Here is a 12,904-nt window from a genome sequence, read left to right on the forward strand (position 1 = left end):
ACTTCACCCGCCAGGCCGGCGAGCTGCGGGTGGTTACGGCGGGGGCGATCCAGGTGGTCTATGCCGACGCCAACGGCGACAAGATCCCGGACTTCGCCATCAACGTCATCTCCGACCACGCGCTCACCGCGGCAGACTTCGTGCTGTAGCCGCTCCGCCCGGCCGCCTCAGTGGAACAGCCGGGCGGCGAGTTGCAGGGCGGTGCTGATGCCCAGCCGCTCATAGGCCCGGCGGCGATAGGTCAGCACGCTGGTCGGCCGGATGCCGAGGTCGAGGCCGATGCCCTCGGCAGTCATGCCGATCACCGTGCGGGCGCAGACCGCGCGCTCGCGCTCGGTCAGGGCCGGGCAGAGGCTGCGCAGCCGCGCCTCGACCGCGGCGGCGGAGCCCGGCCCCGGCCGGTCGGCGCCGAGCGTCCGGCCATGGGCCTCGATCAGCGGCAGCAGGACCCGGCCGAGGGCGCGGAGATCCTGCGCCTCGCCGTCGGAGAAGGCGCCGGCGCCGCCATGGCGGAACAGGCTGAGCGTGATCCAGCCGCCGCGGCCGGGGCGCAGGATCGACAGCTTCTCGGCGAAGCCGGGCCGGGCATAGCAGTCGCGCCGGTAGTCGCGGTCGGCGATGTCGTCCGGCCGGACCCGCAGGCACAGCCCGCCTCGCTCGCCGCCGGCCCGGAACACGCTGTTCAGCGGATCGAAGCGGAAGTAGTGGCGGCGATAGGCCTCGGCCCGTCCGCCGGCCTGGCGCTCGGCCCCGGCGGAGAGAATGACCGCGGGCATCGCACCGTCCGCCGCCCGATGGAAGGCGAAGATCTCCTCCACCCCCGCGACGGCGCCGAGGGCGTCCAGCAACACCGGCCCGAAATCCGGCGTGCTCAGCGCGTCGACGATGCCGGCATAGAGTTCGACATCCCACAGCCCTTCGGGCGCTTCGGCCTCGATCCGCTGCATCTCTCCTCCCTCGCGGGTGCCTGCACCCGATCCCGGGGCGGAGCTTAGCACATCGCGGCGGCCGGCTAACCCTGCAGGGCGGCCCACATCTCCCGGTCGCGGGCGGCGGTCCAGATCCGCGGCGTGTCGATGCCCAGCGCCTCGTCATAGGCGCGGGCGACGTTGAAGGGCAGGCAGTGCTCGTAGATGGCGTAGCTCGAGAATTTCGGGTCGCAGGCGGCCCGGCAGGCGTCCCACGCCTCCTTCAGCGAGCCGCCGCGCGCCGCCACCCGGGCCACCGGCCGGTAGGTGCTGAGGATGAAATCGCGGGTCAGCTCCAGCGCCTCGGCCACCTTGGCGGCGCCGATCAGGGCATCGCCGCGGCCGGGCGACAGCGCCTCCGGCCCGAGGGCGGCGATGGCGTCGAGCGTCTTCGGCCAGTCGCCGAAATGCGCATCGCCGCAATAGCAGGCGGAGCGGTATTCGACGATGTCGCCGGAGAACATCACCCCGGCATCCGGCACCCAGGCGACGATGTCGCCGGCGGTGTGGGCGCGGCCGAGATGCAGCAGGTCGACCCGACGGCGGCCGAGATGAATGGTCATGCGGTCCTTGAAGGTGACCGTCGGCCAGGTCAGGCCGGGGATCGACTCCGCCGCCTGGAACAGGCGCGGGAAGCGGCCGAACTCGGACTCCCAATCCTCCTGCCCGCGCTCATGGATCATCGCCCGGCAGGTCTCCGAGGCGACAATCTCGCTGGCGCCATAGGCCGAGGCGCCGAGCACCCGCACCGCGTGGTAATGGCTCAGCACGACGTATTTGATCGGCTTGTCGGTGACGCCGCGGATCCGCTCGATCACCTTCCGCGCCATCACCGGCGTCGCCTGCGCGTCGACCACCATGACGCTGTCGTCGCCGATGATCACGCCGGTGTTCGGGTCGCCCTCGGCGGTGAAGGCGTAGAGCCCGTCGCCTAGCTGGGTGAAGGAGATCGACTTCTCGGCCAGGTCGCCGGCCGAAGCGAAGGTCTTGGTCATGGGCGGTCCTCCCGCGTTGTTCCGGTCAGCATAGGCCGGCGGCGCCGTCTCCGCTGTCCTCAGATCTGAGGACAGACGAAGGCCGCCCTCCGGATCATGCTGGGCGAACGGCCGAGGAGAGCCGGAGCAGGGGAGGGGCCGATGGCCCGATACGCCACTCAGCGCTTCGCGACGCGCACCCCGCCGGAGCTGTCCGGCGGCGGCCCGCGGCGCTACCCCGTCGCCATCGTCGGCGCCGGCCCGGTCGGGCTGGCGGCGGCAATCGACCTGGCGCTGCACGGCGTGCCGAGCGTGGTGCTGGACGACAACGATGTCGTCTCCGTCGGCTCCCGCGCCATCTGCTGGTCCAAGCGCACGCTCGAGATCTTCGACCGGCTCGGCGGCGGCGAGCGGATGCTGGCCAAGGGCGTGACCTGGAAGGTCGGCCGGCTGTTCCACCGCGACCGCGAGGTCTATGCCTTCGACCTGCTGCCGGACCCCGGGCACAAGATGCCGGCCTTCGTCAACCTGCAGCAGTATTACGTCGAGCAGTATCTGGTGGAGCGCTGCGCCGACTTGCCGGGGCTGATCGACCTGCGCTGGAAGAACCGCGTCACCGCTGTCGAGCCGGGCGGCGACCACATCCGGGTCCGGGTCGAGACGCCCGACGGCGGCTACACGATTGAAGCCGACTACCTGCTGGCCTGCGACGGCGTGCGCTCGACCGTGCGCCGCGAATTGGGGCTCGACTTCCTCGGCCAGGCCTTCGAGGAGCGCTTCCTGATCGCCGATGTCGAGATGAAGGCGGAGTTCCCGCCGGAGCGCTGGTTCTGGTTCGAGCCGCCCTTCCATCCCGGCCAGTCGGCGCTGCTGCACAAGCAGCCGGACGACATCTACCGCATCGACCTGCAACTCGGGCCCGACGCCGACCCGGAGGCGGAGCGCAGGCCCGAGCGGGTGATCCCGCGCATCCGGGCGATGGTCGGCGACCGACCCTTCACGCTCGACTGGGTGTCGGTCTACAGCTTCCAGTGTCGCCGGCTGGAACGTTTCGTCCACGGCCGGGTGATCTTCCTGGGCGATGCCGCCCATGTGGTCTCGCCCTTCGGCGCCCGCGGCGGCAATGGCGGCATCCAGGACGCCGACAATCTGGCCTGGAAGCTGGCGCTGGTGCTGCAGGGCGGGGCGCCGCCGGATCTCCTGGCCAGCTATGACGAGGAGCGGATCCGGGCGGCGGACGAGAACATCCTGCACTCGGCGCGCGCGACGCGGTTCATGACCCCGAAGAGCGAGATGGAGCGCGTGTTCCGCACCGCCGTGCTGGATCTGGCTGCGGAGCACGATTTCGCCCGCCGGCTGGTCAATTCCGGCCGCCTGTCGCTGCCCTGCGCGCTCGGCGGTCTGTCGCTGCAGACGCCGGCCGAGCCCGCCGAGGGTCTGCTGTCGCCGGGCGCGGTGTGCCCGGATGCCCTGCTGGATGGCGGATGTTTCCTGCTGAACCGGCTCGGCGGCGGCTTCTCCCTGCTGGCGGTTGGCGGGATGGCGGTGCCGGAGGGCACTGGCCTGCCGGTGCTGCGGGTCGGCGCCGGAGGCCTGCGCGATCCGCACGGCTTCGCCGCCGCGCGCTACGGCGAGGCGCTGTATCTGATCCGGCCGGACCAGCACGTCGCGGCCCGGCTGACCGGCGCCTCGGCGGGGGAGGTGAGGGCAGCGCTGGCCCGGGCCAAAGGGGAAACGCCATGACCACGCAGGATCTCGGCCGCGACCGCCTGGCTGGCCGCGGCGACGACATCTACGCCGCGCTGATGCGGGCGCATGAGGGGCTGGATTTCGCCGAAAGCGCGGCGCTGAACGCGCGGCTGGTGCTGATCCTGGCCAATCTGGCCGGCGACCCGGATGCGGTGATCGCCGCCATCGAACGCGCCCGCGAGCCATCGGTCTGATCCGCCGGCGCGACAACCAACGACAACAGGGAGGGGCAGATGACGTTGCAGTCGGACGTGCACGTCCAGGCCGTCGCGCCGCCGCAGGCGAGCGCGATCAACTGGCGGGTGGTGGTCCTGGCCAGCCTGGGCGCCGGGCTCGAATTCTACGACTTCATCATCTACGGCATCTTCGCCCAGTACATCGCCGCGACCTTCTTCCCGTCGCACGACCCGCTGGTGTCGCTGATCAGCGCCTTCGCCGTCTTCGCCATCGGCTACCTGTCGCGCCCGCTGGGCGGGCTGGTGTTCAGCCATGTCGGCGACCGCACCGGCCGGCGGCGGTCGTTCATGGCGTCGCTCCTGATCATGACCGGCGTCACGCTGGCCATGGCGGTGACGCCCGGCTACGCCACGATCGGCCTCGCGGCACCGCTGCTCTTCACCGCCCTGCGCTTTGTCCAGGGGCTGTGCGTCGGCGGCGAGCTGCCCGGCGCCCTGACTTATGTCGTCGAGACCGCGCCGCGCCGGGCCGGCCTGGCCTGCGGCATCGTCATCTTCTGCGCCAACACCGGCGTCTTCCTCGGCACCTCGATCAGCGCGGCGCTGCACGGGGTGCTGACGCCGGCGGCGATGGAGGACTATGGCTGGCGCATCGCCTTCGGTATCGGCGGCCTCCTTGGCGCGATCAGCTTCGTGCTGCGCCGCGCCCTGGAGGAGACCCCGGCCTTCCGCAGCATGCGCCAGCGGCCGGCCAGGCTGCCGGCGCTGGAGATCTTCCGCCGCTTCCCTGGCCCGCTCGCGGTCGGCGTCGGCGTGACCGCTCTGGTGCAGGCCTATAACGGGCTGGTGATGGTGGCGCTGGCGCCCTATCTGTCGAAGGTCGCGGGCTATGACCCGGCCACCGCCTCGCTCGCGGTGAATGTCGCGGTCGGCCTGCTGTCCCTCGCCATCCCGGTCATCGGCTTCGCCGGCGATACGGTGCCCCGGCGCTATCTCCACCGCATCGGCGCCGCCGCCATCATGCTGGGCGCCTATCCGGCCTACCAGGCGATGATCGGGCACAGCGTCGACATCGTCCTGCTGCTGGCCGCGGTCGGCCTGGCCGGCGCCTTCGCCAACGGCACCTTCGGCGCCCTGCTGACCGACCTGTTCCCGACCGAGGTCCGGTTCAGCGGAGTCGCCCTGGCCTACAACATCGCCGCCGCGATCTTCGCCGGCCTGTCCGCGCTGATCACCACCTGGCTCCTATCGGCCACCGGCGACCCGGCGTCGCCCGGGCTGTACCTCGCTGCGGTCGCCGCCTTCGCCTTCCTCGCCGGGCTGTTCCATCGGCGCTACGCGGTGAATTTGGAGTAGCGCGCACGCCATTCCCGCCGGGGCCGGCCTGATCAAATCCTGGGCAAACCGCCCCGGATCGATCCAGCCAACCCCGGTCGGCATCCGCTCTCCACGGCTCTTGACCGTCCAATTATGATGCATCAAACATGATGCGCCAAATGGCACGGGTTTTGCAGAAGCCGGATCGGGACGGCGGAGACTGACCGGCCGACCAGCAGCAGGGGAGGCGATCGAAGAATGGACATCCATGGCCTGACGCGGCGGGATCTGCTCGCCACTGCCGGGGCGTTCTCGCTCCTGAGCCTCGCCGAGGCCAGGGCCCAGGGCGTGACGCCGAAATCCGGCGGCACGCTCACCACCGTGATCACGCCGGAGCCGCCGATCCTGATTCCGGGCGTGAACAATCAGGGGCCGACCCTGATCGTCACCAGCAAGATCTATCAGGGGCTGATCAGCTACGCCCCGGACCTGACGCCCCAGCCCGCTTTGGCGAAGAGTTGGGAGCTGTCGGACGACAAGCTGACCTACACTTTCCATCTGCAGCCGAACGTGAAGTTCCACGACGGCAAGCCGATGACGGCGGACGACGTGATCTTCTCGATCATGAAGTTCCACATGGAGCTGGCGCCGCGCGCCCGCGGCGTGTTCTCGAAGATCAAGTCGGCGGAGGCGCCGGACCCGAACACCGTGAAGCTGACGCTCGACTCGCCGTTCGAGCCGTTCCTGCTGATGTTCGACGTGACCACCTGCGCGATCATGCCGAAGCACCTCTATGACGGCACGGATTACCGCAACAACCCGGCGAACCAGAAACCGGTCGGCACCGGGCCCTTCGCCTTCGACGCCTGGCAGCGCGGCAGCTTCATCCGGCTGAAGAAATTCGCCGATTACTGGAAATCCGGGCAGCCCTATCTCGACCAACTGATCTACCGGATCGTGCCGGACAGCCAGAGCCGGGCCCTGGCGCTGGAGACCGGCCAGGTCCAGATGACCCAGTTCAACGACATCGAACCCTTCGACGTGCCGCGGTTCCAGCAGAACCCCAACGTCATGGTCGAGACCAAGGGCTGGGAATACTTCGCGCCGCTGATGTGGCTCGAGCTCAACAACCGGGTGAAGCCGCTGGATGACGTGCGCGTGCGCCAGGCCATCAGCCATGCGATCGACCGCGACTTCATCGTCAAGCGGCTTTGGTTCGGCGTCGGCAAGCCGGCGACCAGCCCGATTGCCTCGGCCACCCGCTATCACGATCCCGACGCGAAGCTGCAGGCCTACGACCTCGACGCGGCGGCAAAGCTGCTGGACGAAGCCGGGCTGAAGCCCGACGCCAACGGCGTCCGCTTCACCATCAAGCATCTCGCCATCCCCTATGGCGAGATCTGGTCGCGCCTGTCGGAATATATCCGGGCGTCGCTGGGCAAGATCGGCATCCAGGTGGTGCTGGAGACGACCGACGCCGGCAGCTGGGCCAAGCGCGTCGGCGACTGGGACTACGAGACCGCGATCAACTTCGTCTACCAGTACGGCGACCCGACGCTGGGCGTCGAGCGCACCTATGTCAGCAGCAACATCAAGAAGGTGACCTTCGCGAACACCGAGGGCTACTCCAACCCCGCGGTCGACAAGCTGTTCGAGACCGCCCGCCTGTCCGGCGATCCGGAGGAGCGGAAGAAGGCCTTCTACGAGGTGCAGAAGATCCTGACCGAGGAGGTGCCGGTGGTCTGGCTGATGGAGATGAGCTTCCCGACCATCCACGACCGCCGGGTGACCAACCTGATCACCACCGGAACCGGCGTGCACGCCTGTTTCGACGACGTGTTCATCGCCTGAGCATGGCGCGGATCCTGATCCTGCTCGGCCGGCGCCTCGTCAAGATGGTGCTGGTCGTGCTGGCGGTCGCGATCGTCAGCTTCCTCCTGATCCACGCCGCCCCGGGCGACCCGGCCAGCGTCATCGCCGGCCAGTCCGGGGCGGCGGACCAGCAGCTGGTCGACCAGCTGCGGCAGCAATTCGGCCTCGACAAGCCGCTGCTGACGCAGCTCGCCATCTATCTCGGCCATGTGGCGCAGTTCGACCTCGGCTTTTCCTATCCGCAGCAGCGCAGCGTCGCCTCGCTGATCCTGGAGCGGCTGCCGGCGACCCTGCTGCTGACCGGTACCGCCTTCCTGCTGGCGCTGCTGGCCGGGGTGGTCGCGGGGGTGGTGGCGGCGCGGCATGCCGGGCGCTGGCTCGACAGCGTGGTCACGGTCGTCGCGCTGTGCTTCTACGCCACCCCGATCTTCTGGGTCGGGCTGATGCTGGTGCTGGTGTTCAGCGTCTGGCTGAACTGGCTGCCCAGCTTCGGCAGCTCGACCGTCGGCGCCGACCTGGCCGGCCTCGCCGCGGCGCTCGACACGCTGTGGTACCTGACCCTGCCGGCGGTGACGCTCGGCCTGTTCTACATGGCGGTCTATGCCCGCATGACCCGCGCCTCGATGCTGGAGGTGGCGGACCAGGACCATGTCCGCACCGCCCGGGCCAAGGGCGTGCCGGAAGGGCGCATCCTGCGCCGGCACGTGCTGCGCAACGCGCTGCTGCCGATCGTCACCCTGGCCGGCATCCAGGCCGGGCAGCTGATCGGCGGCGCCGTGCTGGTCGAGACCGTCTTCGCCTGGCCCGGCATCGGCCGGCTGGCCTTCGATGCGCTGCTGGCGCGGGACTATCAGCTGCTGCTCGGCGTCTTCCTCTGCACCTCGGTGCTGGTGGTGCTGTTCAACCTGGTGACCGACCTCTTGTACCTCGTGATCGATCCGCGGGTGGAGGCGGTGTGATGGCACGGGCCTTCCTGCGCAACAAGGGCGCCGTCATCGGCCTCGTGTTCCTGATCGCGCTCGCCGCCCTCGCCGCGCTGGCGCCGCTGCTGTTCCCGTTCTCGCCCTGGGACATGCAGGGCGCGCCCTTCACCCCGCCGGGCGAGGAGCAGTTCCTGCTCGGCACCGACTCGCTCGGGCGCGACGTGGCCGCCGGCATCGCCTACGGCGCCTCGGTCTCGATGCTGATCGGCGTGGTCTCGACCCTGGCGGCGGTCGGCATCGGCGTGCTGCTCGGCGCGCTTGCCGGCTACGCCGGCGGCCGGGTCGACGACCTGATCATGCGCTTCACCGAGATCTTCCAGACCGTGCCCGGCTTCGTCCTGGCCGTGGTCGTGGTCGCCATCCTGACGCCCAGCCTGGGGTCGATCGTGGCGGCGATTGCCGTCGTTTCCTGGCCGCCGGTGGCGCGCGTCGTCAGGGCCGAATGCCTGTCGCTGCGCAGCCGCGAATTCGTCCAGGCGGCGGAGGTGCTGGGCCGGTCGCACGCCGCCATCATCCTCCGCGAGATCCTGCCGAACGTCGCTTCCTCGGTGGTGGTGCTGGCCAGCCTGATGGTGGCGACCGCGATCCTGCTCGAATCCTCGCTGTCCTTTCTCGGCCTCGGCGACCCGAACCTGATGTCCTGGGGCTTCATGATCGGCAGCGGCCGCAGCGTCATCCGCCTGGCCTGGTGGATGAGCGTCTTTCCCGGCGTCGCGATCTTCCTGACCGTGCTGTCGCTCAACCTGGTGGGGGAGGGGCTCAGCGATGCCCTGAACCCGCGCCTGGCGAGGACCCGGCGATGAGCCTGCTCGAGATCACCGGCCTCACCGTCGCCCTGCCGCCAGGCGGCGACCGGCCCAACGCTGTCTCCGATATGTCGCTGACGTTGGAGGCCGGCGAGATCCTGTGCATCGTCGGCGAGAGCGGGTCCGGCAAGTCGGTCGCCACCGCCGCGGTCACCGGCCTCCTGCCAAAGCAGCTGCCGGTCCGGTCCGGCCGCATCCTGTTCGAGGGCCGCGACCTGCTGGCGATGAAGCCGGAGCAGCTGCGCGCCCTGCGCGGCGCCCGCATCGGCATGATCTTCCAGGAGCCGATGACCGCGCTGAACCCGCTGATGCGGGTCGCCGACCAGATCGCCGAGGTAATGCAGGTCCATGGCATGCGCCCCGGCAACCGGGTGGCCGAGCTGATCGAGGCGGTGGGGCTGCCCGACCCGGCGCGGATCGCCCGGTCCTACCCGCACCAGCTGTCCGGCGGGCAGCGCCAGCGCGTGATGATCGCCATGGCCCTGGCGCTGGAGCCGGCGATGCTGATCGCGGACGAGCCGACCACGGCGCTCGACGTCACCACCCAGATGCAGATCCTGCGCCTGATCCGGTCGATCCAGCGCCGACGCGGCATGGGGGTGATCTTCATCACCCACGATTTCGGCGTCGTCGCCGAGATCGCCGACCGGGTCGCGGTGATGCAGCACGGCCGCATCGTCGAGACCGGGCCGGCGTGGGAGGTGCTGAACGCGCCGGCCCATCCCTACACCCGCGCCCTGATCCGCGCCGTGCCCCGCTTCGAGGGGCAGGCGCCGGACGACGGCGCGGCCGCGGGGCAGGAGGTGCTGGTCGCGGCGCGCGACATCCGCAAGACCTACCGCTCGCACGGCCTGTTCCGGCGTCCGGCGACGAAGGCGATCGACGGCGCTACGATCGAGATCCGGCGCGGCGAGACGCTGGGCCTGGTCGGCGAGAGTGGCTCGGGCAAGTCGACCCTGGCCCGGACGCTGGTCCGCCTGGTGCGCCCGGACGACGGCAGCATCGTCTTCGACGGCGCCGACCTCCGCCCCCTGTCGCGGTCCGGCTGGCGGCCCTATCGCCGGCGCATCCAGATGGTGTTCCAGGACCCGTTCGCCTCGCTCAACCCGCGGCGGCGGGTGGGCGAGATCATCACCGAGGGGCCGATCGCCCATGGCGTGCCGCGGGCCCAGGCCGAGGCGGAGGCGCTGGAGCTGCTCGATCTCGTGCGGCTGGACCGCGCCGCCGCCGGCCGCTACCCGCACGAATTCTCGGGCGGCCAGCGCCAGCGCATCGGCATCGCCCGGGCTTTGGCGATGAAGCCGGAGCTGCTGATCGCGGACGAGCCGGTCTCGGCCCTCGACGTCTCGGTCCAGGCACAGGTGCTGGACCTCCTGCGCGACCTGCGCCGGCGCCTCGGCCTCTCGATGCTGTTCATCACCCACGACCTGCGGGTCGCGGCGCAGATCTGCGACCGGATCGCGGTGATGCGCCGCGGCGAGATCGTGGAGCAGGGCGAGACCGCCGCGGTCTTCGCCACCCCGGCCCATGACTACACATGCGAGCTGCTGGACAGCATCCCAGGCCGGCACTGGACGCCGCCGGCGCTGGCGATGGAGCCGGCGGCATGAGCGCGCCCACGGTCCTGCTGCTCTCCACCACGCTCGACCTCGGCTATCTGGTCGAGCCGATGCAGGCCGCCCTGCCGGGCGCCGATGTCCGGCTGTGGCCGGACGTGGATCCGGAGGCGGTGGAGATGGCGATCTGCTGGCGGCCGCCGGCCGGCGTGCTGGCCCGGATGCCGCGGCTTCGGCTGATCCATTCGATCGGCGCCGGGGTCGACCACATCACCGCCGACCCGGAGCTGCCCGACCGGCCTCTGTGCCGGATGATCGATGGCGCCATGGCGGCCGGGATCCGTGAATATGTCCTGTGGTCCGTGCTGTATTTCCACCGCGACTTCGACCTCGCCGCCCGCCAGCGGGAACTGCGGCTGTGGGAGACGCCGCCGCCGGTTCCGGCCAGGAACTGGACCGTCGGGGTGCTGGGGCTCGGCGCGATCGGCCTCGGCATTGCCCCGACCCTACGTGATCTCGGCTACCGCGTGCGAGGCTGGTCGCGTAGCCCGAAGCGGATCGAGGGCGTGGAGTGCTTCGCCGGGCCGGAGGGGCTGGCGCCCTGCATCGAGGCCTGCGACATGGTGGTGTCGATCCTGCCGCTGACGGCAGAGACGCGGCGCCTGTTCGACCGCAGGGTGCTGGCTCGGATGAAACCCGGCGCCGCCTTCGTCAATGTTGGCCGGGGCGAGCAGCTGGTGCTGGACGACCTGCTCGGCCTCCTCGACGAAGGGCATCTGCGCGGCGCCGTGCTCGACGTCTTCGAGGTCGAGCCGCTGCCGTCGGACCATCCCGCCTGGCGGCATCCGGCGGTGGTGGTGACGCCGCACATGGCGTCGCGCACCGACCGGCGCGACATCGCCCGCCAGGCGGCGGAGAACTATCGCCGCGCTGTCGCGCGCCAGCCGCTGATCGGGCTGGTGGAGCGCGACCGTGGCTATTGACGGAGAGGAGGGCCGGATGGACGGACGCATGGGCACAGTGCCGGCCGGCATGAGCGAGGCGGAGTGGAAGACGCGCTGCGACCTGGCCGCGCTGTACCGGCTGGTCGCGCATTTCCGGATGACCGACCTGATCTACACCCATATCAGCGCCCGGGTGCCGGGGCCGGAGGACCACTTCCTGATCAACCGCTACGGCGTGCTGTTCGACCGCATGCGCGCCAGCGACCTGGTCAAGATCGACCTCGACGGCCGGGTGGTCGGCGGCGCCGATGCGGCGATGGACCAGGAGGTGAACGCCGCCGGCTTCACCATCCATTCGGCGATCCACGCCGCCCGGCACGACCTGACCTGCGTCGTCCACACCCACACCGCCGCCGGCATCGCCGTTTCGGCGCAGAAGCACGGGCTGCTGCCGATCAGCCAACACGCGCTGAAGTTTTACGGCCGCCTGGCCTATCACGGCTATGAGGGCATCGCCCTCGACCTCGACGAGCGCGAGCGGCTGGTGCGCGACCTCGGCGACCGCCAGGCGATGATCCTGCGCAACCACGGGCTGCTGGTGGCCGGGCGCACGATCCCGGAGGCGTTCAATCAGATCTACTATCTGGAGCGCGCCTGCCAGGCGCAGATCCAGGCCCTGGCCGGTGGGGCGGAGTTGGTGCTGCCGCCTGAGGAGGTGCGCCTGCACACCGCCGACCAGTTCCGGCGCGGCGCCACGCTGGAGCATTGCGAGAAGGGGTGGAAGGCGGCGCTGGTCCTGGTCGAGGACGGGAAACCGCCCTACTGGTCGTGAGACGAGGCCTCCAGCAGCTTGCGCTGCAGGATGACCTCGCCGCCCTTCAGGATGTCCTGCGCGATCGCCCGCTGCGCCGCCGGGCCGTCGCCGGCGCGGATCGCCTCCAGGACGGGATAGTGATGCTCGATCATCGATCGGCCGCCGGCCTCGTAGAGCTCGGAGATCAGTGGCCCCATCCGCATCCACAGCGGCTTCAGGATGCCGGCCAGGGTCGGCAGCCCGGCGATCGCCGGCAGCGCCAGGTGGAACTGCTCGTTCAGCGCGATGGCGGCGGCTGTGTCGCCCCTGCGGATGGCTGTCTCGTTCTGGCGGATCAGCCGCTCCAGCAGCTTCAGGTCCTTCGCCGTGGCCCGCGCCGCCGCCCGCTCCGCCGCCAGCCCCTCCAGCTCGATCCGGATGTCGCGGATCTCGAGATACTGCTCCAGGGTCAGCGACGGCACGCGGATGTCGCGCAGGCTGCGCAGGGTCAGCACCTGCTCCTGCACCAGCCGCAGGATGGCGTCGCGCACCGGGGTGACGCTGGTGCCCATCAGCTGCGCCAGGTCGCGGATCCGCAACCGCTCCCCCGGGCGCAGGGCGCCTTCCATCAGCGCCGCGCTCAGCTTGCCGTAGACGATGTCGCCCAGATTCTCGTGGTCGATAGCGACCAGGCCGGGTACCGGGCGGGAGGTCGGTTTTGCCGTGATCGGGGACGTCCGGTGCGTGTCCATGCAGCAGGTGGTAT

General features: G+C 70.3%; 12 protein-coding genes. 9 read left to right on the plus strand and 3 right to left on the minus strand.

All coding sequences use genetic code 11. The features are described from left to right. Positions 1–167: 167 nt before the first annotated feature. Together KXR53_RS20340 and KXR53_RS20345 are read right to left on the minus strand one after the other, a co-directional pair. Positions 168–947, minus strand: a complete 780-nt coding sequence (locus KXR53_RS20340; RefSeq protein WP_437377086.1) for a helix-turn-helix transcriptional regulator — start codon at positions 945–947, stop codon at positions 168–170. 65 nt (positions 948–1,012) lie between these two features. Then, positions 1,013–1,963 carry an MBL fold metallo-hydrolase gene (locus tag KXR53_RS20345; protein WP_437377087.1) on the minus strand — a complete coding sequence of 317 codons (951 nt, stop codon included), beginning with the start codon at positions 1,961–1,963 and terminating at the stop codon, positions 1,013–1,015. Positions 1,964–2,104: 141 nt separating this feature from the next. Here KXR53_RS20345 and KXR53_RS20350 point away from each other — a divergent pair, with 141 nt between their 5' ends. The 9 genes from KXR53_RS20350 (at position 2,105) to KXR53_RS20390 (ending at position 12,177) form a co-directional block, all read left to right on the plus strand. Beyond that, positions 2,105–3,685 carry an FAD-dependent oxidoreductase gene (locus tag KXR53_RS20350; RefSeq protein WP_437377088.1) on the plus strand — a complete coding sequence of 527 codons (1,581 nt, stop codon included), beginning with the start codon at positions 2,105–2,107 and terminating at the stop codon, positions 3,683–3,685. Continuing rightward, positions 3,682–3,885, plus strand: coding sequence for a DUF2783 domain-containing protein (locus tag KXR53_RS20355; RefSeq protein WP_437377089.1), 204 nt, complete (start codon positions 3,682–3,684; stop codon positions 3,883–3,885). Before KXR53_RS20350 ends, KXR53_RS20355 begins: the two co-directional genes overlap by 4 nt. Before the next feature lie 39 nt (positions 3,886–3,924). After that, on the plus strand, positions 3,925–5,223 hold the full coding sequence (locus KXR53_RS20360) for an MFS transporter (protein ID WP_437377090.1): 1,299 nt from the start codon (positions 3,925–3,927) through the stop codon (positions 5,221–5,223). Positions 5,224–5,442: 219 nt separating this feature from the next. Then, entirely contained in the window at positions 5,443–7,035 is a 1,593-nt protein-coding gene (locus KXR53_RS20365; RefSeq protein WP_437377091.1) for an ABC transporter substrate-binding protein, read from the plus strand. Between the two features lie 2 nt (positions 7,036–7,037). After that, the gene (locus tag KXR53_RS20370) at positions 7,038–8,015 is read left to right on the plus strand and encodes an ABC transporter permease (RefSeq protein ID WP_437377092.1); all 978 of its coding nucleotides are present in this window, start codon (positions 7,038–7,040) and stop codon (positions 8,013–8,015) included. Next, positions 8,015–8,842, plus strand: coding sequence for an ABC transporter permease (locus KXR53_RS20375; protein WP_437377093.1), 828 nt, complete (start codon positions 8,015–8,017; stop codon positions 8,840–8,842). Before KXR53_RS20370 ends, KXR53_RS20375 begins: the two co-directional genes overlap by 1 nt. Next, positions 8,839–10,455, plus strand: a complete 1,617-nt coding sequence (locus KXR53_RS20380) for an ABC transporter ATP-binding protein (protein WP_437377094.1) — start codon at positions 8,839–8,841, stop codon at positions 10,453–10,455. The genes KXR53_RS20375 and KXR53_RS20380 overlap by 4 nt, the downstream gene beginning before the upstream one ends. Next, entirely contained in the window at positions 10,452–11,384 is a 933-nt protein-coding gene (locus KXR53_RS20385; protein ID WP_437377095.1) for a 2-hydroxyacid dehydrogenase, read from the plus strand. Before KXR53_RS20380 ends, KXR53_RS20385 begins: the two co-directional genes overlap by 4 nt. Before the next feature lie 16 nt (positions 11,385–11,400). Next, positions 11,401–12,177: a class II aldolase/adducin family protein gene (locus KXR53_RS20390; protein ID WP_437377096.1), complete on the plus strand. Its 777-nt coding sequence runs from the start codon at positions 11,401–11,403 to the stop codon at positions 12,175–12,177. On the opposite strand, the gene KXR53_RS20395 is transcribed toward KXR53_RS20390, so the two are convergent. Then, positions 12,165–12,890 carry a GntR family transcriptional regulator gene (locus KXR53_RS20395; protein ID WP_437377097.1) on the minus strand — a complete coding sequence of 242 codons (726 nt, stop codon included), beginning with the start codon at positions 12,888–12,890 and terminating at the stop codon, positions 12,165–12,167. The two genes, KXR53_RS20390 and KXR53_RS20395, sit on opposite strands and share 13 nt — an antisense overlap. Positions 12,891–12,904 lie beyond the last annotated feature (14 nt).

The organism is Inquilinus limosus (assembly GCF_051487185.1).
Lineage (GTDB): Bacteria > Pseudomonadota > Alphaproteobacteria > DSM-16000 > Inquilinaceae > Inquilinus > Inquilinus limosus_F.